We start from the raw sequence: 23,605 nt of genomic DNA, 5'->3' as shown, positions 1-23,605 counted from the left end.
CGCCGTGCGCCATGAACACCCGCGCGGCCCATCCGTCCTAGCTTCATGCACCCTGCAAAACGCCGCACCGCCGGCGACCGACCGCCCCATGGCCGCCCCATGGCCGCACCGTGAACGCGCCATGATCGCGCTGCTGGAACCCCTGTTCCAGGGCGATCTGGCGCCGCACGGCGAGGCGCTGCAATGCGCGGCGCAGCCGCCCGCGGGCGCGCTGCGCGTGGCCGACCTGGTGCGCTCCCCCGACCTGCTGGACCGCGTGCTGCGCCAGCATGCGGCGCACCTCGGCGTGGAGGGAGAAGACCTGCGCGCGGTGGCCTCGGCCTGGAGCCTGGACTACCTCGGCATGCTGCTGCCGCCGGCCGCGGCCGCGGCCAGCGTGCTGCAGCACGTGTTCCCGATGGCCGCCGACCAGGTCTGGGTGCGGCTCGACGCGCATGCCCACCCCTTGAGCTTTCACATCCGCGAGCTGGGCCGGCCGCAGCGCGGCGCGAGCACCGCGGAACGCTATGCGGTGCTGCTGCGCGGGCACCTGGAGCCGCTCTTCCAGGCGCTGCGCCAGCGGACGGGCATTGCCGCCAAGATCCTGTGGGGCAACGCGGCGCGCAACCTGGAGCCGGTGCTGGACCAGGCCCTGGCGCTGACGGGCGGGTCGCCGCCCATCGCGCTCGATCGCCAGCAACTGCTGCACAACCCCGATTGGGTGACCAGCAGCCCTTCGTCCGATGCCGCCGATGCAACCAATGCAATCAATGCAATCAATGCAGCTGAAATGGCCTGGACCAACCCCCTGCCCGGCCCGCAGCGCGAGATCCGCGTGCGCTTCGAGGGCCACGACCACGCCGTGAAGCTGCACCGCCAGTGCTGCCTCTTTCACCTCCTGCCCGGCGAGGGCTACTGCGGCGTCTGCCCGCTGTCGCCGGCGCACCGCTGAATTCGGCCGCGCCTCTTCTGTCTCCTTTCACCCATCAACCGAGCGCACATCCATGTCCAAGGCAAAACTCGTCTACATCATGTCCCTGAGGAATGCGGCGGCCGACAAGGCCGGCCAGCACATCGACTACAAGGGCGGGCAGCGCTACATGAAGTCCCCGCTGGAGTCGCTGGCGCAAGCCCTGGACAGCACGCCGCTGGGCGACGCCTACGCGCTCGAGGCGGTGCTGTTCGACGACGACGAAGGCTCGCCGCGCGACCGCAAGGCGTTGCAGGACTACGGCTTCGGCTTCGAGCCGTCGCGCCAGTGGATCTTTCCCGGCGAGCTCCAGGCGCAGGGACGCCGCGTCAACGACATGTTCCACAACGTGCCCTCGACCTACCGGCGGCTGCCGCTGGACGCCACCACCGAACGCGCCGCCGGCAAGAAGGACTTCGAGCAGCGCCTGCTCGAGCGCCTCCATGCGCTGGAAGCCGACGTTGTCGTGCTCGACGGGCTGCTGGTGATCCTCGACCAGCTGGCGCGGCCGGAAAGCCCGTTCTTCCGCCGGATCGTGAACATCCATCCGGGCATCACGCGGCTGGAGTCGCCCTTCGAGCGCCGCGGCGCCTGGGCCACGCTCGACGCGCTGCACGGCGCCCGGGGCCAGCGGGTGGTCGACTGGCGCACGCGCGAGACGGTGCCGGTCGAGCCGGTGCTGAAGACCGGCGCGTCCTTCCACTACGTGGACACCGGCATCGACTCCGGCGAAGTCATCTGCGACGTGCTGGGCACCGACATCGATCCCGCGGACACCATCCTCGAGCTGCGCTGGAACAACTTCAATCGCAGCCTGTTCCCGGCGCTCCACCAGGGCCTGGCCCTGATGGCCGAGACCGTGGACGCGTGAACATCCGGCGCCGCCGACCGTCTTCTTACACACGGCCCAGGGCCGGCCGCCGCGCACGGCGCGCCGCCCTCCACCACAGGAGTTGATTTCCATGCCACACGTCCATGATCTGGTCGGGATCGGGTTCGGCCCGTCCAACATCGCCCTGGCCATCGCCCTCGAGGAGAAGCGCCACGCGGGCCGGCCGCTCGACGCGCTGTTCATCGAGAAGCAGCTGAGCTTCGCCTGGCATCCGCACATGCTGCTGGACCACGCGCACATGCAGATCTCCTTCCTGAAGGACCTGGCGACGCTGCGCAACCCGACCAGCCGCTTCACTTTCGTCAACTACCTGCACGAAAAAGGCCGGCTGACCGACTTCGCCAACCTGAAGAGCTTCTTTCCCAGCCGCCACGAATTCAACGACTACCTCTCGTGGGCGGCCGAGCAGTTCGAGGACGCCTGCGCCTACGGCGAGGAGGTGTTCGAGGTGCTGCCCGAGGACCAGGCCGGCGAGGTGGCGCTGCTGCGCGTGCGCTCGCGCAATCACGCGGGCAAGCTGGTGGAGCGCCTGACGCGCAACCTCGTGGTCAGCATCGGCGGCACGGCCAACATTCCCGATGGCTTTCGCACACTCCGCAACGACCCGCGCGTGTTCCATTCGAGCAGCTACCTGCAGGACATCGCGCAGCATCCGGAGGCCCGGCGCATTGCCGTGGTGGGCGCAGGGCAGAGCGCGGCCGAGATCTTCATGGACCTGCAGGGCCGCCCGGGCGCGCCGCAGGTCGACCTGGTCACGCGCGCCCGCTCGATCCGCCCGGCGGACGACAGCCCCTTCGTGAACGAGATCTTCAACGCCGAGTTCACCGACTACACCTTCAGCCGCTCCGAGGACGAGCGCGCCGCGCTGCTCGACGAGTTCTGGCACACCAACTACGCGGTGGCCGACCTGGAGCTGATCCAGCAGATCTACAAGGCCTTCTACCAACAGCGCGTGACCGGCGGCAACCGCCTGCGCTTCCTGCGCCAGCACGACATCCGCAACGTCGTGGCCGACGCCCAGGGGGTGCATCTCACGCTGTGGGACCAGAACGCCCAGCGCGAGCACGCCGTGCGCTACGACGCCGTGGTGCTCGCCACCGGCTATGCGCGCGAGCAGCACAAGGCCCTGCTGGCGCCGCTGTCGGGCTACCTGGGCGACTACACGGTCGACCGCCAGTACCGCCTGCAGGCCACGCCCGACTTCCATCCGGCCATCTACCTGCAGGGCGCCTGCGAGGATTCGCACGGCCTGAGCGACACCCTGCTGTCGGTCACCTCGGTCAGGACCGGCGAAATCGGCAGCGCCCTGCTGGCCACGCCGGCCGGCGCCGCGCTGCACCTGCGGCGGGAGGCCGAGGCCATCCAGACCTGAAATTTCGCGGCGCGAGCGCGCTGACGAAAAAAATGTGACGGGAAGGTGTCTCTGTTTGATGAGTTCGAACGTCTTACTCATAGATGCGCCATGGACCGGAAGTTGGGCCGGCGTCCGCACCTGAATGTGAATGCGTCGTAATTCAAAAAACTGGAGTTGCCTTTTTATGCGTCCCCTGCCTCGTCAACATCTGCTGAACGCCGCGCTTGCCGCGGCGTTCGGTTCCGTTCTCACCGTCTGGGCCCCCGTGGTTTCGGCACAGGCTTCCGGCCAGGCCGTGGCGAAGGTGTTCGACGTGAAGGTGCCCTCGCAGGCCCTCGGCGCGGCGCTCAACGAGTTCTCGCGCCAGACCGGCGTGCAGGTGTTCGCCGCCGGCGAGGTGGTCGCCGGCACCAGTTCGCGCGCCGTCGAAGGCAAGCTGACGGTCGACCAGGCCCTGCGCCAGATGCTCACGGGCACCGCGCTGGAAGCCACGCGCACCGCCAACGGCGGCTTCGCGATCCGCCGCACCGCGGACATCCCCGCCTCCCAGAGCACCCTGCCCGCCGTGCAGGTGGTGGCCAGCGCCGAGGAATCGCCCACCGGCCCGGTGACCGGCTATGTCGCCCGCCGCAGCATCACGGCCACCAAGACCGACACGCCGGTGCTCGAAGTGCCGCAGTCGATCTCCATCATCGGCCGCGACGAAATGGAAGCCCGCGGCGCCCAGGACATCATGGACGCGATCCGCTACACGCCCGGCGTCACGACCAGCATGTACGGCCCCGACAACCGCGGCTGGGAAGACATCCTGCTGCGCGGCTTCGGCACCTACAACAGCAGCTACCGCGACGGCCTCGCGCAGACGCCGTTCAGCGTCAACTACTACATCTCCGAGCCCTACTCGCTCGAGCGCGTCGAAGTGCTGCGCGGCCCGTCGTCGATGGTGTTCGGCCGCGGCGACGCCGGCGGCATCATCAACCGCGTGAGCAAGCAGCCCACCGGCGAGCCGATCCGCGAGATCGAGGTGCAGTACGGCAGCTTCCAGCGCAAGCAGCTGGCCTTCGATCTCGGCGACCGCATCGGCAACACCGACCTGAGCTACCGGCTGGTGGGCGTCTCGCTCGACAGCAACGACCAGGACCGCTACTCCGACGGCCAGAAGCTCAACCGCACGCGCGCGTACCTCGCGCCGTCGGTGCGCTGGCAACCCAACGCCGACACCTCGCTCACGGTGTTCGGTGAATTCCTCAAGAACCGCTCGGGCGAAGACCCCTACTACATCAACGCCAACGGCCGCTTCACCAACGTGAAGATGGGCGACCCGAGCTTCAGCGGCATCAAGCAGGAACAGGCTTCGCTGGGCTACCGCTTCGAGACCAAGCTCGCCCAGGACTGGACGCTGCGCCAGAGCTTGCGATACACCACCATCGCGCTCGACCGGCGCGTGGTCTGGGCCGATTCGGCCGCCGAGGACGAGCGCACCATCTACCGCATCGCGCGCACGTGGAACGACCCGCTCAAGCAAAGCGTGTTCGACACCAACGTGCAGGGCAAGGTGCGCGCGGGCATCACGGAACACACGCTGCTGTTCGGCGTCGACTGGAACGAGCTGAAGGGCAAGTCACGCCAATTCCGCGGTGCCGCGCCCGACCTGGACCTGTACCTCCCGGTCTACAACCAGCTGGTGACGCCGCCCACCGATCCGCTGCAGAACTACCGGCAGACGACGCGCCAGATCGGCATCTACGCGCAGGACCAGATCAAGATCGCCGACAAGTGGATCGTCACGCTGGGCGGCCGCCAGGACCGCGTGACCTCGATCACCGACGACATCCTGAACACGACCTACACCAAGAACCGCGACGACGCCTTCAGCGGACGCGCCGGCCTGACCTACCTGGCGGGCAACGGCTGGGCGCCCTACCTGAGCTACAGCGAATCCTTCCTGCCCAACAGCGGCGTGGACGGCAACAACGAACCCTTCAAGCCCAGCCGCGGCAAGCAGGTGGAAGTCGGCCTCAAGTACCAGCCCGAAGGCACCCGCACCTCGTTCACCGCCGCGGTGTTCGACCTGCGCAAGACCAACGTGGTGACGTACGACCCCGTGACCTTCGAAGGCCGCCAGATCGGCAAGCAGCGCTCGCGCGGCCTCGAGCTCGAGGCCAAGGGCGAACTCGCGCCGGGCCTGAACATCGCCGCCTCGTACACCTGGCTGGACATGAAGGTGCTCAACAGCGCCGACCCGGACGAACTCGGCAAGATCCCGCCGCTGGTGCCCAAGCAGTCCGCCTCGGTCTGGCTGGACTACACGCTGGGCAACGGCCTGGGCTTCGGCGGCGGCGTGCGCTACATCGGCAAGCGCCAGAACGACGAGCACAACACCTCCTACGAACGCGGCGTGACCGTGGCCGATGCGGCCGTGCACTACGAGACCGGCCCGTGGCGCCTCGCACTCAACGTCACCAACCTCTTCAACAAGAAGTACTTCTCGACCTGCTATCACGGCGAGTGCTACCGCGGCAACGAACGCGCGGTGACCATGACGGCACGCTACAAGTTCTGATGCCGCGCGGCGCCACGCGCGCCGCCTCCTCATCGCTGTCACACGACCATCGGCCCCCGCCGCCTTGCGCGCCGGGGGCCGAATCTTTGAATGCGCCCGCAGCGTCAGGCCGACTCTGCAGCTTTCTCTTGCGCTTGCCGCACCTCGGCAAGCGCCTCGCGCACCGCCTCGAACAGCCCGGCGTCGCGCACGATCCCCTGGTGGTTCGTGTCGATGTCCGTGCCCACGCGCGCGCGGCCGCGCAGTTCGTGCAGCAGCTGCACGCGGTCCTGCGCGGTGCGCCCCCTGCTCCACCAGACGTGCGCTTCGGCCTGCAGCAACGGCAGCGCGGGCATTGCCGCGGTGGCCGCATTGAAGCGGCGCGACATCGCGATGCGCTCGCCGACGTCCACCTCTCCCATGTCGATGCCGAGCGTGCCCAGGATCTCGGCCACGGCGCGGTCGACCACCGCGTCGGACGCATTGCGGATCGACTCGAAGCGGTCGAGCAGCGCGTCGACCTGCGCCTTGCCCGCGCTCTCGTAGGCCAGGTCGGCAACGAACTGCCGCAGCTCGTCGTACCAGTCGCCCGCGTCGAAACTGTCGTCCATCACGAAGCTGTCCACCAGGCCCACGAAACTCACGGCCACACCCTGGCGCTCGAGCACGTGCGCCACGTGCACGGCCATGACCGTGCCCAGCGACCACCCGAGCAACGCGACCGCGCCCACGGGATGCGCGGCACGGATGCGCTCGGCATAGCGCTCGGCCATCTGCCCGACCGACTCGGGCAAGGGCAGCCCGCTGTAGCTCACGCCGTAGACCGCGCGGCTGCCCTCGAGATGGCGCGCCAGCGGCTGGTAGTCGAACGCGTTGCGCAGGCCGGGCGCAATGCAGAACAGGGGCACGGCGCCGGGCGGCTGCGTGGCCTCGTTCAGGCGCTCGACCGCCTCGCGCGCACGCCCGGTGTCGCTCGAAGCCGTGAGCCGCGCCAGCGTCGGCTTCTGGAGCAGGTCCTGCAGGGAGAACTTCATCCGCGGATCCTGCGTCCGCTGGATGCGCGCGAGCAGCTTGAGCGCCACCAGCGAATCGCCGCCGAGCTCGAAGAAGTTGTCGTGGCGGCCGACCCGCGGCACGTCCAGCACCTCGGCCCAGATTGCCGCCAGCGCCTCCTCGAGCGCGCCGCGCGGCGCCTCGCAGGCCTTGTCGACCGCAAAGGCCGGCGCGGGCAGCGCCTTGCGCTCCACCTTGCCGTTCGGGTTCAGCGGCAGCGCGTCGAGCACCACCAGCGCCGAAGGCACCATGTGCTCGGGCAGCGTGTCGCCCAGCCGCGCGCGCAGCGCACGCAGCGCCGGCGGCGCAAGCGACTGGCCCGGTTGCAGCGAGACATAGCCCACCAGCCGCGCACCCGCCGGGCCTTCGTCGGCCACCACCACGGCCTCGCGCACCTCGGGCTGCGCCAGCAGCAGCGCCTCGATCTCGCCCAGCTCGATGCGGAACCCGCGGATCTTCACCTGGTGGTCGATGCGCCCGATGAACTCGAGCTGGCCCTCGTGGTTCCAGCGCACGAGGTCGCCGGTGCGGTAGAGCCGCCCGCCCCGGTCGTCGAACGGGTCCGCGACGAAGCGCTCGGCGCTCAGCCCGGCGCGCCCCAGGTAGCCGCGCGCCAGCCCGTTGCCGCCGAGGTACAGCTCGCCGACCGCGCCCAGCGGCACCCGCTCCATGTCGGGGCCGAGCACGACCGCATGGCGCTCGCCCACCACACGCCCGATCGGCGCGCAGTTCCACGCGCCCCGCTCCTCGGCATCGGCGCTCCACACGCAGGGCGTGACCACGCATTCGGTCGGCCCGTAGGCATTGAACAGGCGCTGCGGCGCGAAGGCCTCGGCGGCGGCACGGAAATCGGGGTTCGCCCAGGCTTCGCCGCCCGCGATGCACATCTTCACGCCGGGCAGCCCGCCGGACGGGGCCCCTGTCGCCCCCGCCAGTTCGGCCAGTTCGGCCAACGCCGCCTGCGCCAGGTGGCGCATGTAGGCCGGCGCGAAATACAGCACGTTGACCTCGGTGCGCCGCGCCAGCGCGAGCAAGTCGCCGGGCGACTGCTTGCCGGGCGGCGGCAGCACGATCGACGCACCCACGCCCAGCGGCAGCAGCCACTGCTCGCCGGCCGCATCGAAGTTGATCGACGCGAACTGCAGCAGCCGGTCGGTGCGCGCCAGGCCGTACACCCCGGCAACGGACCGCATGTGCATCGCGAGCGGCCCGTGCGCCACGGCCACGCCCTTGGAACGCCCCGTGGACCCCGAGGTGTAGATCACGTAGGCCACGTTCTGCGCGTGCAGGCGCACGGCCAGGCCATGCCCGGGTTCGGCGCGGGTGTCGATGCGGTCGACCACGAGCGACACGATGCCCGGCCCCTGCGGCGCGCGCGCCTGGACCGCGCTGTGCGTCAGCACGACGGCGACGGCGCTGTCCTGCACCATGTGGGCCAGCCTGTCGGCCGGGTAGTCGGGGTCGAGCGGCACATAGGCACCGCCCGCCTTCAGGATGGCCAGCAGGCCGATGAACATGTCGGCGCCGCGAGGCATCGCAATGCCCACCCTCACCTCCGGCCCGATGCCGCGCCGCACCAGCACATGCGCCAGCCGGTTCGCCTGTACGTCGAGTTCGCGGTAGCTCAGCACGCGCTCGCCGTCGATGAGTGCCACCGCGTCCGGGTGCTGCGCCGCCTGCTGTTCGAACTGCCGATGCGCCAGCGCCGGGTCGTGCATGCCCTGGTCCTGCCTTTGCGAGGGCTGGGCAGGCTGGACGGTCTGCGTGCCCGGCATGTCCTGCGCATCGAACAGCTCGATGTCCCCCACGCGCAGCTGCGGCGCATCGGCCAGCGCCTGCAGCAGCAGCTGGTAGTGCGCCGCCATGCGCTGCATGGTGGCCGGCTCGAACAGCTCGCGGGCGTAGGTCAGCGTCACGTGGACGCCGCCGCGCTCGTCTTCCAGCAGTTCGAGCGTGAGTTCGAACTGCACCGTGCGCTCGGCCAGCGCCTGGTCGTGCAGCGTGAGGCCGGGCAGTTCGGCCAGTGCCTGCATGCGGCTGCGCTGGTGGTTCACCATCACCTGGAACAGCGGCGTGCGGCTGGCGTCGCGCTCGGGCTGCAGCGCGTCCACCAGTTGCTCGAAAGGCAGGTCCTGGTGCATCTGGGCGCCCAGCGCCGTCTCGCGCGTCTGCAGGAACACCTCCTGCAAGGTCTTGCGGGCGTCGATGCGGCCGCGCAGCACCTGCGTGTTCACGAAGAAGCCCACCATGCCTTCGGTGCCCGGGCGGTGGCGGTTGGCCACCGGCAGGCCGACGCGGATGTCGGGCTGGCCCGTGTGGCGGTGCAGCAGCACATGGAAGCAGGCCAGCAGCGCCATGAAGAGCGTGCCGCCCTGGGCCTGCGCCTGGCGTTGCAGGCGCTGCACCAGCGCGGCCGGCAAGGTGAGGCCGTGGTGCGCGGCCGCGTAGTGCGCGCGCGCCGGCCGGGGATGGTCGGCGGGCAGCCGCAGCACCGGCTGCTCGCCGCCGAGTTCCTGCTGCCAGTAGGCCAGCTGCCGCGCGCTCTCGCCGGCCTGGAGCCAGTCGCGCTGCCACACGGCGTAGTCGGCGTACTGCACCGGCAGCGGCGGCAGCGGGTTCGCCCGCCCCTGCACGCCGGCGCGGTAGAGCGCCACGAACTCATCCACGATCACCTGCACCGACCAGCCGTCGGAGACGATGTGGTGCATCACCACCACCAGCACGTGCGAGCGCGGCTCGAGCCGGATCAGCTCGACGCGCAGCAGCGGCCCGCGCCCGAGATCGAACGGCGTCTTGTGGGCCAGCCGCACCAGCGCGCGCGTCTCGTCCTCGCGCGCAATGGAGCCCAGCGCGCTCAGGTCGGCCAGCGGCACCTCGAAGCCGGGCGACGGCAGCACCACCTGGTCGGCCAGGCCGTCCTCGCGCGCACGGAACACCGTGCGCAGCGACTCGTGGCGCTGCACCAGGCTGCGGAAGCTCTCGCGCAGCACCTCGACGGACAGCACGCCCTCGAGCCTCAGGCCACCGGCCACGTGATAGACGGTGCTGGACGGGTCCAGCTGCCACAGGAACCACTGGCGCGCCTGGGCGTGCGACAGCGGCAGCGCGCCCGCGCGCAGGTGCGGCGCGAGCCGGGCGATCGGAGCAATCGCAGCCGAGGGCGCCAGCGCCTCGGGCGAAGAAAGTGCATCGCCCGAAGCGCTGCCGTCGCCTTCCACCACCTCGCTCACGGCCGCCAGTGCCGCCACCGTCTGCCGCTCGAGCAGCTGCCGCGGCGTGACCCGGCGGCCCGCCGTGCGCAGCCGCGCGACGATCTGCAGGCTCAGGATCGAATCGCCGCCCAGCTCGAAGAAGTTGTCGTGGCGGCCCACGCGCGCCACGCCGAGCACCTGTGCCCACACGTGCGCCATCAACACCTCCGCCTCGCCCTGCGGCGGCGCATAGGCACTGTCGCCGGTGAACTCCGGCGAGGGCAAGGCCTTGCGGTCCAGCTTGCCGTTGGGGTTCAGCGGCAGCGCCTGCAGCACCACCAGCGCCGCGGGCACCATGTGCTCGGGCAAGGCCGCTGCGAGCCGCGCGCGCAGCGTGGCCGGCTCCATCGCGCAACCGGCCTGCAGCGAGACATAGCCGACGAGCCGCGCGCCCGCCGGCCCCTCGCCGGCCACGACCACCGCCTCGCGCACTTCGGGTTGCACCAGCAGCTGCGCCTCGACCTCGCCCAGCTCGATGCGAAAGCCCCGCACCTTCACCTGGTGATCGATGCGCCCGAGGTACTCCAGCTGCCCGTCGCCGTTCCAGCGAACCAGGTCGCCGGTGCGGTAGAGGCGTGCGCCTTCGCCGCCGAACGGATCGGCCACGAATTTCTCGGCGCTCAGCGCCGGGCGTCCCAGGTAGCCGCGCGCCAGCAGGTCGCCGCCGATGCAGAGCTCGCCCGCCGCGCCCTGCCGCACCAGCGACAGGTCGGGGCCCACCACGCGCAGCGCGCGGCCGGCCAATGCGCGGCCGATGGGCATCTGGCGCGGCAGCGGCGCCTGTGCATGCAGGCTGGCCGTGCAGTCGAGCGTCGAGGCCGTGACGACCGCTTCGGTCGGGCCGTACGCGTTGATCACCGCCACATGCCCGAGCCCTGCCCGGCGCCAGGCATGCAGCCCCTCGCCCGACATCGCCTCGCCGCCCACGTGCACCTGGCGCAGCGCACCGAAGGGCCGCGGGCCGTGGCGCGCGAAGTCCTGCGCAAGCAACAGCCAGTACGGCGTGGTGAGGTCGGCGACGGTGATGCGCCGCGCCAGCAGCTCGCGGTAGAAGGTCTCGCTGTCCCACAGCGCCGTGCCGCGCAGCACGATGGCCGCGCCGGCGGCCAGGGGCGGAAAGACCTGCTCGATGAAGCTGTCGAAGTTCGGCGTGGAGAACTGCAGCACCCGGTCGGCCGGCGTCAATGCGCCGTAGCGAACGGTCTCCTGCACGTGCGCGGCCAGCGCCGCGTGCCCGATGCCCACGCCCTTCGGACGGCCGGTGGAACCCGAGGTGTAGATCAGGTAGGCCAGGCTGTCGCCGTGCAGCTCGCGCCGCGGGTCGTGCACCGGTTCGCCGGCAAGGTCCAGCGTGTCGAGCTGCAGCACCGCGAGCGACGCCCCGGCGGCAAAGCGACCCGCCAGCGACGACTGCGTGAGCACCAGCGCAACGCCGCTGTCGCCGATCATGTAGGCCAGCCGCTCGGCGGGATAGTCGGGGTCGAGCGGCACGTAGGCGCCGCCCGCCTTCAGGATCGCGAGGATGCCCACGATCATGGCCGGCGAGCGCTCCACCGAAATGCCCACGCGCGACTCCACCGCGACGCCCAGCGCCACGAGCCGGTGCGCCAGGCGGTTGGCCTCGGCGTTGAGTTGCGCGTAGCTGCGCGTCTCGTCGCCGAAGACCAGCGCCGCGGCGTCCGGCTGCGCCTGCGCGCGGCGCTCGAACAGCCGGTGCACCGGCGCGTCGCCCGCATGCCGCAGCGTGTTGACGCCCTGGCTGCGAAGCGCGGCGCGCTCGGCCTCGTCGAACAGGTCGATGTCGGCAAACAGCCGGTCCGGGTCGGCCGTGAGGGCCTCCAGCAAGCGCACGTAGCAGGCGGCCAGGCGCCGTGCCGTGGCCTGCGAGAACAGGTCGGTGTTGTATTCGAGCTGGGCACTGGCGCCCTTCGCGTCGATCTGGAAGTCCAGCGAGAGATCGAACTTCGCGCCGATGTGCTCGGCCTCCAGCAGCTGCGCGTGCGCATCGCCGAACCTGAGCTCGACGGCGGCATCCACCATCTGCACGCCGAACATCACCTGGAACAGCGGCGGCCGCGCGGCATCGCGCTGCACCTTGCGGCTGGCCAGAAGCACCTCGAACGGCAGGTCCGCATGCTGCAGCGCGGACAGCGCGTCGGCGCGCACCTGCCGGCAGATCTGCCGCAGGCTCAGCTGCGGGCCGAGCCGCGCCCTGAACACCTGCGTGGTGATGAAGAAGCCCAGCAGGTCGCGCACCTCGTCGCGATGGCGTCCCGCGTTGGGCGTGCCGATCGCGAAGTCGTTCTGCCCGCTGTACCAGCCCAGCAGCATCTGCCAGGTGGCCAGCAGGATCATGAAGGGCGTGCACTTCTCGGCGCGGCAGAACTTCTGCAGCGCGATGCTCAGCAGCGTGTCGAGCGCGAAGCCCAGCGTGGCGCCGTTGAAGGTCTGGCGCGGCCCGCGCACGCCGTCCACGGGCAGGTCCAGCGGCGGCACCTCGTCGCCCAGGTGCCGGTTCCAGTGCGCGAGCTGGCGCGCCAGCTCGTCGCCCTGCACGCGTTCGCGCTGCCATACCGCGTAGTCGGCGTATTGCACCGGCAGCGCGGGCAGATGCACGTCGGCGCCGGTGCGCGAGGCGCGCTCGTAGGCCTCGGCAAGGTCCTTTGCCAGGATCGGGTTCGACCAGGCGTCCGACACGATGTGGTGCAGGCACACGGCCAGCACATGCTCGGCGGGCCCCAGCGTGACCAGCCGCGCCACCAGCGCGGGCGCCACGCCCAGGTCGAACACGTGCAGCGCGGTGCGCCGAAGAATCTCGTCGACGCCCGCCTGCCGCGCGTCGTCCGCCAGCGCGCGGAGGTCGATGCGCTCCAGCGAAAAATCGACCCGCGGCTGCACCACCTGCACCGGCACGCCGTCGCGCTCGAAGAAGCGCGTGCGCAGGATGGCGTGGCGCCCGATCACCGCGCGGAACGCACGCTCCAGCGCGGCCGCATCCACCGCGCCGCGCAGCCGGAACATGCGCGGCAGGTTGTAGGCCGTCAGGCCCGGCTCCAGGCTCTGCAGGAACCAGAGCTGCTCCTGCGCGCAGGAAAGGGGCGCCTCCTCGCCCTCGGGAACCCGGCGCACGATCCGGTCTTCTTCGTCGTCCTCGTCGTCGAGCCAGGCCGGGTCTGCGGGGACGCGTTGCGCTGCGTGGGTGCTGCTGTTCATCGATGTTCCGTGCGGCGGACGCGTCATGCGTCCTGGGTGGCCCGCGAGGGCATTGGAGAAGTCATGGCCGGCTGGCTGGCCTGGCGGTGCGCCTGCGCGAGCGCTTCCATGCGCGGCACGTCGTTCGCTTCGTCGGCGCGCAAGGCCGCGGCCAGCTCGGCCGCGCTGGCGTGGTCGAACACCAGGCCCGGCGCCACCTCGGTCTGCAGCAGCTTGCGCAGCCGCGCAACCAGCTTGATCACCAGCAGCGAGTGGCCGCCGAGTTCGAAGAAGTCCTCCTCCACGCCGATGGCGTCGCGCTGCAGCAGGCGGGCCATGGCTTCGGCCAGCACGAACTCCAGTGCGTCGCGCGGCGCGGTGGCCCGCGGCGGCTGCGCGTCTTGCATGGCCAGCGCCGACAGCGAAAGCCGGTCGATCTTGCCGTTGGGCAGGCGCGCAAACGCCTCCACGAAGGTGTAGCCCGAGGGCAGCATGTGCGCGGGCAGCAACGTTGCAAGCTGCGCCGCGAGCGCGGCGCGCGCGGCGTCCAGGGCGAGCTCCGGGCCGGGCACGACAAAGGCCGACAAGGTCGCGCCGGCGGCGGCACCGGCCGGGGCACCGGCGGCGGGCAGTGCCAGTACCACGGCCTGCCGCACACCGGCTTGCGCCAGCAGCGTGGCCTCCACCTCCGCCGGCTCCACACGGAAGCCGCGGATCTTGACCTGGTGGTCCGCGCGCCCGGCCAGGCGAATGCCCCCTTCGGGCAGCACGTGCGCCAGGTCGCCGGTGCGATAGAGCCGCTCGCCCGGCCGGAACGGGTCTTCCACGAAGGCGCCCTCCACGTCGCGGTTCAGGTAGCCGCGGCACAACTGGGCGCCGCCCACGTACACCGCGCCCAGCCCGCCGCTGGGCACCAGCTGCAACGCCTCGTCGAGCACATGCACGCGGTTGTTGGCCAGCACGCGCGACAGCGGCAGCACCGGCACCGCGGCATCGGCCGACGACACGCGGTGCACCATCACGCCCACCGTGGTCTCGGTCGGCCCGTAGTGGTTGTAGACCGCGCATTCAGGCGCCAGCCGCGCCAGCCGTTCGACCAGCGCGCGCGGCGTGGCCTCGCCGCCCAGCACCAGCGTGCGCGGCAGCACCGGCGCGTCGTCCTCGAGCAGCGCCTCGAGGTGGGACGGCACCATCTTGAGCGCGTCGATGCGGCGCTCGCGCATGAAGCCGGCAAAGGCGCGCGCGTCCTTCACGTCGGCGTCGCCGGCCACCACCAGGCATGCGCCGTTGAAGAAGGCGCCGAACAGCGCGGTGTTGCCCAGGTCGGCCACCACCGAGCTGGTCAGCCCCCAGCGGCGGCAACGCGCGAGGTCCATGGCCGCCGATGCCGACGCCACGTAGTTGAGCAGGTTCGACTGTGCGATCACCACGCCCTTGGGCGTGCCGGTGGAACCCGAGGTGTAGAGCACGTAGGCCAGGTCGTCCATCGACGCCGCATGGCCGGGCGGGCTGTCGGGGAAGTCGCCGAGCTCGATGTCGGCCGGCACGGCCCGCGGCCATGCCGCTTCGTCACCGGGTTGCGGCGCCGCCGCCTGCAGCACCAGCGAAGGCGCGGCGTCGGCCAGCACGGCGCGCCGGCGCGCCGCGGGCCACTCGGGGTCCAGCGGCAGGTAGCTCGCGCCCACCCGCCAGGCGGCCAGCATCGCGACCAGCAGGTCGGCCGACCTCGGCAGCTCGAGCGCCACCCGGCCGCCGGCCGCGACGCCGCGCGCCTTCAGCCAGTGCGCCATGCGGTTGATGCGCGCATCGAACTCGCGGTAGCTCATGCGCAGCTCGCCCGCTTCGAGCGCGGGTGCGTCCGGCGTGGTTTCGGACCAGCGGGCGACGTGCGCCGCCAGCGTGCAGTCGCCGAAATCGACGGCCGTGCCCTGGGCCGCCAGCAGCATCGCGCGCTCTTCGGCCCCCACCACGGGCAGGCCGGACACCGGTTCGTCGGGCCGTGCCGCCGCGCCGTCGAGCAGCGTGGCCAACTGCAGCAGCAGGCGCTCGGCCGCGCGCGGCGTGTAGCGCGATGCGTCGGCGTGCAGGGCCAGCGTGAACGTGTCGCCGCTGCGGTTCACCTGCAGCGCCACCTCGAAGCAAGGCATCGGGCCCGGCGCCTCTTCCACGCGCCATGCCGTGCCCGTGCCCGTTCCCATGCCTGCTTGCATGTGCGCGTGTTCACTGACCGCGAAGCCCACGGCGAGGTGCGCCACGGTCTCCGGCGCGTCGACGGCCCAGTACTCCTGCGCTTCGGCATGCGCGCCCAGTGTCTCGCCCAGGCGCACGGCCCAGTCCGCGAACGGGGTGTGCGGCGCCAGCTCGATCCGCACCGGCAGCACCTTCTCGAACACGCCGACGGCCCCTTGCATGACCTCGTAGTCGCGGCGGCAGTCGTGCTGCCAGCCGCCGGCGAACGGCCGGTAACCGTTCAGCCGCGCAACGAGCGACCACCACGCGGCCTGCAACAGTGTCTCCACCGGGATGTTCGCGGCGGTGGCGGCGTTGCGCAGCCGGGTGGCGAGCTCACTGTCGATGCGCTGCGTGCGCGAAAAGCGCGCAGGTAGAAGTGCAGGTGCCTGCGACGCGGAAGCGCCCTCGCCCCGCAGGTCCAGGCGCGGCGCCGACAGCGCTGCCGCATCGCCGACGTGGCCGCGCCAGTACGCGCGGCCTTGCGGCGCTTCGTCGCCGCCGTCCAGGTCCTGGCGCCATTCCACGAATTGCGCGTACTGAAAAGTCTCTTCTTCGTCGGGCGCCTGGCCGCCGGCATGGGCAGCGGCGATCTGTGCGAACAGGGTGTGCAGGCTGCCCGCATCCGCCGCGAACGCGCTGGCCGCCAGCGCGAGCCTGTGGCGCGTCTCGCCCAGCCGAACGAGCCCGGCGCGCACCGGCACGCCATCGGCCACGTCCAGCGGCTCGTTGGCGAACGCGGCGAACCAATCGGCGAACACGGCCGCGCTGTCGGCGCTGTCGCGCAGGTCCAGCGCCTGCCAGCGCAGCGGCGGCATCGCGTCGCGCGTGCGCTGCCGCAGGCCGCGGAAACCGGGGACCTGCAGCACCGCGCAACGCAAGGCGCCGTGCGCCTGCAACACGGCCTGCACGGCGGCCTTCAGGCGCGGCGCGTCGAGCGCACCTTCGATGTCGGCGAGCAGCACGAGCAGCGCGAGCGTCGCGCCGGCCGCCGCCGTTTCCGCCGGCAGCATGGCCGCGACGGCCCGCTGCTCGGGGCTCAGGGCGAAGGTGGCGCCGATGGTGTCTTCGAGAATGGCAGCCATCGGTCAGCCTCCCGCCGCCAGCGCGAGCGCCGCTTGCGCCGAGGGGTTCGGCACGCCCGGTACCCGATCGGGCGGCGACTCCAGCGCGGCGCGATCGCACATCGCGCCCATCGCCACCACGATCTTGCGCGGCCCCTCGTACGGGTCGCGCGCATGGGCGGCCAGCATGTTGTCGAGCATCACGACGTCGCCCTGGCGCCAGTCGAAACGCACGGCGCATTCTTCGTAGGCACGGCCCACGACGGCCATGGTCTCGTCGGCAATCGGCGAGCCGTCGCCGTAGGTCACGTGCCGCGGCATGCGGTCCAGCCCGGCCATGGCCACCAGGTCCTCGCGCACGTCGGGCTCGAGGCAGCTCACGTGGTGCAACTGCACCTGGTTGAAGAACACGCGGTCGCCGGTGACGGGGTGCGTGATCACCGCCGGGCAGCGGGTGCGGGTCTGCAGCGTGTCTTCGTCCAGCCAGCGCCAGCCGATGTCGGCAGCCGCGAGGCGGGCCTCGACCTCGGCCCTGCTGTCGGTCTTGAAGAAGGTCTGCCAGCTCACGTCGAAATTGGGCGTGAACGTGCGCACGTAGAGCAGCCCCTTGCGCTCGAACCCGGCCACCACGTCGCCCGGCAGGCGGCGCAGCATCTCGCGGCAGTCGACGATGGGCGTGGCGCCGCCCACGGGCGACGGCAGCTCGCAGAAGAACCACTGCTTGCGCGGCCAGCGGTCCAGGTGCGAGCTCTCGTTGTGGTACAGGATCATCTGGCGCTCGGGGTACGGCGTGGAGCGGTAGGTCTTCTTGCCGCCCTCCTTCTTCGGCAGGTCGCCGTAGCTGCCGTAGAGCTCGGGTTCGATCACTTCCGCGAAGGCCTCGAACTCCTGCGGCGTGCGCAGGCCGAAGTTGCGCAGCAGGATGCCGCCATGGGTGCGCAGGCTGGCCTCGATGAACTCGCGCTGCCCGCGCGCCCAGGCCACCGCATCGATGTCGCCGCCCGTGGCTTCGATCACGAGCGGGAAATCGCGTTGCGGCGACAGGAACGAAGTGCGCACCGGCAGGCGCGGCGCCGGCGCGCCGGTGCGGTCCTTGTCCACGAGTTTCTTGAGCTTCTGCAGCTTGCCCAGCGCGGGAGACGGAGATGACATGGTCGGGGTTTCCAGAGGAAGGGGAATGACAAGGTTCTCCAGCATTCCGGTTGGCGATGTGGCTACCTGTTGCAGGAGATCGCGCCACGCGGCGGCGGCCTGTTCGATCGACTCGCGCCGGTACAGGCTGGTGGCGTAGACCCAGTTGGCCGTGAAGCCCGTGCCTGCCGCGGTGCTTTCGCTCACGAACACGGCCAGGTCGAACTTCGATGCGACCACGGGTTGTTCCACGGCCTCGATGACGATGCCGGGAATCTCGAGCCGGCTCGCCGGCATGTTCTGCATGACGAACAGCACCTGCACGAGCGGGTTGTGCTGCTGGCTGCGGGGCACGCCCGCGAGCTCGACGATCTGCTCGAAGGGCACGTCCTGGTGCTCGAAGGCCGACAAGGTGCTCTCCTTGACCTGCGCCAGCCACTGCCCGAACGTGAGCCGCGGCGCCAGGCGCGAGCGCAGCGGCACGACGCCGACGAAGAAGCCGATGAGCTTTTCCAGGTCGGGATGGCCGCGCCCGGCCACGTCGGTGCCGACCACCACGTCGTTCGATCCGGCCTGCCGGTGCAGCATCAGCAGGAACACCGAGAGCAGCAGCGTGTAGAGCGAGGTGCCGTGCCGGCGGGCCAGCACGCCCAGCGCCTGCGCCAGTTCCTTGTCGACCTCGATGGCGACGGCGTCGCCGGCCGTCGATGCCGTGCGGGGGCGTGCGTGGTCGGGCCTGAAGGTGGACAGCGCGGGGGCACCGTCGAGGTAGCCGCGCCAGAAGGCCGACTCGGGGGCGAAGCGCTGCGCGAGCTTGCGGTGGTGCCAGTCGGCGTAGTCGGCGTACTGCACGCGAAGCGGCGGCAGCGAGGCATGCCGGCGCTCGCGCAGCGCGGCGTAGATCGCCATGAAGTCCTGCACGAAGATCGACTCCGACCAGCCGTCGAACGCGATGTGGTGCACGCACAGCAGCAACAGGTGCGTCTCGGGCGCGGTGCGCAACACCGTGGCGGCCAGCAGCGGCCCCGCGGCGAGGTCGAACACCGTGCGCGCATGGGCGTCCTGCGCGGCCTGCACCCCGGCTTCCTGTTGCGCCGGCGCAAGGCCCGTGAGGTCGTGCAACGGCACGGCGAGCGGGCCGGGCAACTGGACGCACGCCACGGGCTCGCCCTCGTCGTCCTGCGGGTAGGTGGTGCGCAGCACCTCGTGCCGCGCGACGATGGCGTCGAGCGTGGCGCGCAGCACATCCGCGTCCAGCGCGCCCCGAAGCCGCAGCGCCGCCGTGATGTTGTAGGCGGCCCCCTTGCCGGACAGGCGGTCGACCAGCCACAGCCGCTGCTGCGCGGGCGAGAGCTTCATCTGCGCGGCGCGCGCCACCGGCTCCAGCACCGGCACCGGCACGGCAACTGCCTCGCTGCCTGCGTGATGGACGCCATGCGCGTCCTGGAGGTGGCTTGCCAGCGCATGCAGCACGGGATGCTCGAAGACCCGGCGCAACGGCAGTTCGATGTTGCGCGCCGCACGCACGCGCGAGGCGATCTGGGTGGCCAGCAGCGAGTGGCCGCCGATCTCGAAGAAGTTGTCGTTGCGCCCGACGCGCGGCACGCCCAGCACCTGCGCCCAGATTGCCGCCAGCGCCTCCTCGAGCTCGCCCTGCGGCGCCTCGTAGGCGAGGTCGTTCGTGAATTCCGGCGGCGGCAGCGCCTTGCGGTCCACCTTGCCGTTGGGGTTCAGCGGCAGCGCGCCGAGCACCACGATCACCGACGGCACCATGTAGTCGGGCAAGGCGCCCCCCAGCCGCTCGCGCAGCACGGGCGCCTCGATCGCCTGCGCGCCGTGCAGCGACACATACCCCACCAGGCGCGCACCCGCCGGGCCTGCGCCGGCGACCACCACGGCCTCGCGCACTTCCGGCTGCGCCAGCAACTGCGTTTCGATCTCGCCCAGCTCGATGCGGAAGCCGCGGATCTTCACCTGGTGGTCGATGCGCCCCAGGTACTCGAGCCGGCCCTGGCCGCTCCAGCGCACGAGATCGCCCGTGCGGTAGAGCCGCCCACCCGCCGTGTCGAACGGGTCCGCCACGAAGCGTTCCGCGCTCAGCGCGGCGCGGCCGAAGTAGCCGCGCGCCAGCCCGATGCCGCCCAGGTAGAGCTCGCCCGCCACGCCGGCCGGCGCCAGGTTGAGCGCTTCGTCGAGCACGCGGACCTGCGTGTCGGCAATGGCGCTGCCGATGGCCGGCACGCCGTGCATGCCGTTCACGCTGTTCACGCGGTCCGCCGTCGACCAGATGGTCGTCTCGGTCGGGCCGTACATGTTCCAGAGCTCGATGCCGAGTTCGCACAGGCTGTGCGCCAGGTCGGCCTGCAGCGCCTCGCCGCCGCACAGGCCCTTCAGGCGCGCGGGCCGGCCGTGCAGCCGCAGGTCCGCCTCGAGCAGCCGCCAGCCCGAAGGCGTCGACTGCAGCACCGTGGCGCCGCTGTCGCGCAGCATGCGGCCGAGCGCTTCGCCATCGCGGGCCACGTGCTTCGCCGCGAGCACCAGCCGCGCGCCGCACACCAGCGGCAGATACAGCTCGAGCGCCGCGATGTCGAAGGACAGCGAAGTCACCGCCACCAGCACGTCGTCGGCCGACAGGCCCGGCGCCTCGCGCATGCTCGACAGGAAGTGGCTCAGTGCGGCATGCCGCACCATCACGCCCTTGGGCTTGCCGGTCGAGCCCGAGGTGTAGATCACGTAGGCGAGGTTGTGCCCGTTCGACGGCACCTGCGGGTCGCTGGCCGACGGGTCTGCCGGTGCATCGGCCGGCTCGTCCGCCGTGGGCAAGGTATCGAGCGCAAGCACCCGCAGCCCCTCGGCCGCGGCCGAGAGCTGCGCCACCAGTTCATGCTGGTGGCTCTGCGCGAGCAGCAGGCGGATGCCGCTGCTGGCCACCATGTAGGCCAGGCGGTCGGGCGGGTACTCCGGGTCCAGCGGCACATACGCGCCGCCGGCCTTCAGGATCGCGAGCAGCCCGACCACCATGTCGATCGAGCGCTCGGCGGCAATGCCCACCATGCTTTCCGGCTTCACACCCAGCGCTATGAGCCGGTGCGCCAGGCGGTTCGCCCGCGCATCGAGTTGGGCGTAGCTCAGGGCCTCGTCGCCGAACACCAGCGCCACCGCCTCGGGCGTCTGCCGGGCCTGGCGCTCGAACAACCGGTGCACGGGGGTTTCGGCGTCGTGGCGTCGCGCATTCACGCCCCAGCCGTGCATTTGCGCCTGCTCGGCTTCGCCCAGCAACGCCACGCCGCCCACCGTCTGCTCGGGATGGTCGGCCAGGGCGTTCAGCACCGCGAGGTAATGCCCCGCCATGCGCGCCATGGTCTGGGGTTCGAACAGCTCCGACGCGTAGCGCAGGCTGGCCTGCACGCGGCCCTCGGCGTCCTCGGTGGTTTCCAGCGTGAGTTCGAACTGCGCCGCCTGCACACCCAGGTCGCACTCGGTCAGCGAGAGGCCGGGCATGCCTTGCAGCGCACCGGCGTCGCCGCGCTGGTGGTTGAACAGCACCTGGAACAGCGGGTTCGCGCCCAGCACGCGGTCGGGCTGCAGCGCTTCCACCAACTGTTCGAAAGGCAGGTCCTGATGGGCTTGCGCACCAAGCGCGGCATCCTTAGCGCGGGCCAACACTTGCGACAAGCTCTCGCGCGCATCGAGCACGCTGCGCAGCACCTGCGTGTTGACGAAGAAACCGATCACGCCTTCGGTCTCGGCCCGGTGCCGGTTGGCGATGGGCACGCCCACGCGAACATCCGGTTGGCCCGTGTAGCGGCTCAGCAGCACCTGGAAACCCGCGAGCAGCGTCATGAACAGCGTGGCGCCCTGCGCCTGCGCGCGACGCAGCAGGCCTCCGGCCAAGGCAGGCGGCAGTTCGAAGGCGTGGCGCGCCAGGCTGTAGCGGCCATCGGTGCGCCGGGCATGGTCCGCCGGCAGTTGCAGCACCGGTTGCTCGGTGCCGACGTGCTTTGTCCAGTAGGCCAGTTGCCGCTCGCGCTCGCCCGCCTCCAGCCAGTTGCGCTGCCACGCGGCGTAGTCGGCGTACTGGACCGGCAGCGGCTGCAGCACCGGCACACCGCCCTGCACACGCGCGGCGTACTGCGCCACGAACTCGTTCACGAGGATCTGCATCGACGCGCCGTCGGACACGATGTGGTGCATCACCACGACGAGCATGTGTTCCTCGTCCGCAAGGCGGATCAGGCCCACGCGCAGCAGCGGCCCCTCGGCGAGGTCGAAGGGCGTGCGGCTCAGGCGGCCGGCCTCCGCCTTGCTGCGCGCCTCGCGTTCGTCCTGCGACGTCACGCCGCCGAGATCGAGCACCGTGAAGCCGGGCTCCACACCCTCGCGGATCACCGCTTCGGCGGCGCCGCCGTCCGCGGGGCGAAAGACGGTGCGCAAGGACTCGTGGCGCTGCACCAGCGCGCTGAAGCTTGCGCGCACGGCGTTCACGTCGAGCCGGCCCGCCAGCATCAGGGCGCCGCCGATGTGGTACGCCGTGCTCTGCGGGTCCAGCTGCCAGAGGAACCATTGGCGCACCTGCGCATACGAGAGCATGCCGCGCGCCGAGGGCTGCGCCGCGACGATCGGAAGGCGCGCGAAGTCGATCTTCTGCTGCTGCAGCAAGGCCAGGAAAGCCTTCTGCTTCTCGGTGGACAGGCGAGCGAATCGCTGCGCCAGTTCGTGTTTCTTGTGTTCCATCAGTCTTCCAGTGCTTCCAGCAGGCTGGCCATCTGGTCCAGGTCGCCGGCTTCCTCGGCGAGCTCGGTCGAACGCATCTGCGTCACGGCCTCGCCGATCGCGACCAGCGACATGCGCTGGAAATAGATCGCGAGCGGCAGCCGCACGCCCAGCTCGGCCTGCGTGCGCGTCTGCGCCTGCAACACGGCCAGCGAGTGGCCGCCGAGTTCGAAGAAGTTGTCGTTGCGGCCCACACGCTGCACGCCCAGCACCTCCGCCCAGATCGCGGCCAGCTTCTCTTCCGTCTCTCCCTGCGGCGCTTCGTATGCGTTGCCCGCCGAGAACTCCGGCGCCGGCAGCGCCTTGCGGTCCACCTTGCCGTTCGTGTTCAGCGGCAGGGCATCGAGCACCACCAGCACGGTCGGCACCATGTAGTCGGGCAGTGCTTCGCCGAGGCGTTCGCGCAGTGCGTTTGTGTCGATGTCGTTCCCTGACACGTAGCCCACGAGCCGCGTGCCCGTCGGGCCCTCGTTGGCGATCACCACCGCCTCTCGCACTTCTGGTTGTGCCAGCAGTTGTGCTTCGATTTCTCCGAGCTCGATGCGGAAGCCCCGCACCTTCACCTGGTGGTCGATGCGCCCCAGGTACTCCAGCTGCCCTTCGTTGTTCCACTTCACCAGGTCGCCCGTGCGATAGAGCCGCTCACCGCCGTCGCCCGCGATGAAGCGCTCGGCCGTCAGGCCCTGCCGGTTCAGGTAACCGCGCGCCAGCCCGGCGCCCGAGACATACAGCTCGCCCGCCACGCCCAGCGGCGCGGGGTTCAGCTGGCCGTCGAGCACCTGCAGGCCCAGGTCGGGAATCGCAATGCCCACGGGGCTGCGCGACCGGCCCAGGTCCGCCGCGGTGATGCGCCGGTAGGTCACATGCACCGTGGTCTCAGTGATGCCGTACATGTTGATCAACTGTGGGCTGTCGTCGCCGTGGTGTTCGATCCAACCGCGCAGGCGCTGCGGGTCGAGCGCTTCGCCGCCGAAGATCACCGTGCGCAATGCCAAGTCACCTTCGTTGGTCTGCGGAAGGCTGGCCAGTTGGCCGAAGGCCGAGGGCGTCTGGTTGAGCACCGTGACGCGCTCGTTGCGCAGCAGCTGCAGGAAGTCCTCCGGCGAGCGGCTGACCCAGAACGGCACGACCACCAGCTTGCCGCCGGTGCACAGCGCGCCGAAGATCTCCCACAC

At 70.9% G+C, this 23,605-nt stretch carries 8 protein-coding genes; 4 read left to right on the top strand and 4 right to left on the bottom strand.

Annotated elements, in window-relative coordinates:
- The first annotated feature begins 88 nt into the window (after positions 1 to 88).
- From fhuF to BM013_RS14350, 4 genes are all read left to right on the top strand, one after another.
- Positions 89 to 931, top strand: coding sequence for a siderophore-iron reductase FhuF (gene fhuF / locus BM013_RS14365; RefSeq protein ID WP_256221501.1), 843 nt, complete (start codon positions 89 to 91; stop codon positions 929 to 931).
- A 52-nt stretch (positions 932 to 983) separates the two neighbouring features.
- Complete coding sequence (locus BM013_RS14360; RefSeq protein ID WP_093128147.1) at positions 984 to 1,820, top strand: N(5)-hydroxyornithine transformylase PvdF; 837 nt, start codon at positions 984 to 986, stop codon at positions 1,818 to 1,820.
- 91 nt (positions 1,821 to 1,911) lie between these two features.
- Positions 1,912 to 3,213, top strand: coding sequence for a lysine N(6)-hydroxylase/L-ornithine N(5)-oxygenase family protein (locus BM013_RS14355; RefSeq protein WP_093128145.1), 1,302 nt, complete (start codon positions 1,912 to 1,914; stop codon positions 3,211 to 3,213).
- A 166-nt stretch (positions 3,214 to 3,379) separates the two neighbouring features.
- Entirely contained in the window at positions 3,380 to 5,758 is a 2,379-nt protein-coding gene (locus tag BM013_RS14350) for a TonB-dependent siderophore receptor (protein ID WP_093128143.1), read from the top strand.
- A 104-nt stretch (positions 5,759 to 5,862) separates the two neighbouring features.
- Here BM013_RS14350 and BM013_RS14345 read toward each other — a convergent pair whose 3' ends face one another.
- From BM013_RS14345 to BM013_RS14330, 4 genes are all read right to left on the bottom strand, one after another.
- Positions 5,863 to 13,254, bottom strand: a complete 7,392-nt coding sequence (locus BM013_RS14345) for a non-ribosomal peptide synthetase (protein ID WP_177225474.1) — start codon at positions 13,252 to 13,254, stop codon at positions 5,863 to 5,865.
- Between the two features lie 23 nt (positions 13,255 to 13,277).
- Entirely contained in the window at positions 13,278 to 16,547 is a 3,270-nt protein-coding gene (locus tag BM013_RS14340; RefSeq protein WP_093128140.1) for a non-ribosomal peptide synthetase, read from the bottom strand.
- A gap of 3 nt (positions 16,548 to 16,550) precedes the next feature.
- On the bottom strand, positions 16,551 to 22,391 hold the full coding sequence (locus BM013_RS14335) for a non-ribosomal peptide synthetase (protein WP_093128138.1): 5,841 nt from the start codon (positions 22,389 to 22,391) through the stop codon (positions 16,551 to 16,553).
- Positions 22,391 to 23,605 (bottom strand): non-ribosomal peptide synthetase (locus BM013_RS14330; RefSeq protein ID WP_143098276.1); only part of this gene is annotated, 1,215 nt, incomplete at its 5' end. The genes BM013_RS14330 and BM013_RS14335, both read right to left, overlap by 1 nt.

The organism is Variovorax sp. OK605 (assembly GCF_900115445.1).
Lineage (GTDB): Bacteria > Pseudomonadota > Gammaproteobacteria > Burkholderiales > Burkholderiaceae_C > Variovorax.
Note: the sequence above shows the minus strand (reverse complement) of the source record. Positions and strands in the feature narration are given on the sequence as shown.

Bases quoted from the DNA above. Each gene is read 5' to 3' on its own strand.
- fhuF (WP_256221501.1), top strand. From the start codon at position 89: ATGGCCGCCCCATGGCCGCACCGTGAACGCGCCATGATCGCGCTGCTG.
- BM013_RS14360 (WP_093128147.1), top strand. From the start codon at position 984: ATGTCCAAGGCAAAACTCGTCTACATCATGTCCCTGAGGAATGCGGCG.
- BM013_RS14355 (WP_093128145.1), top strand. From the start codon at position 1,912: ATGCCACACGTCCATGATCTGGTCGGGATCGGGTTCGGCCCGTCCAAC.
- BM013_RS14350 (WP_093128143.1), top strand. From the start codon at position 3,380: ATGCGTCCCCTGCCTCGTCAACATCTGCTGAACGCCGCGCTTGCCGCG.
- BM013_RS14345 (WP_177225474.1), bottom strand. From the start codon at position 13,254: ATGAACAGCAGCACCCACGCAGCGCAACGCGTCCCCGCAGACCCGGCC.
- BM013_RS14340 (WP_093128140.1), bottom strand. From the start codon at position 16,547: ATGGCTGCCATTCTCGAAGACACCATCGGCGCCACCTTCGCCCTGAGC.
- BM013_RS14335 (WP_093128138.1), bottom strand. From the start codon at position 22,391: ATGGAACACAAGAAACACGAACTGGCGCAGCGATTCGCTCGCCTGTCC.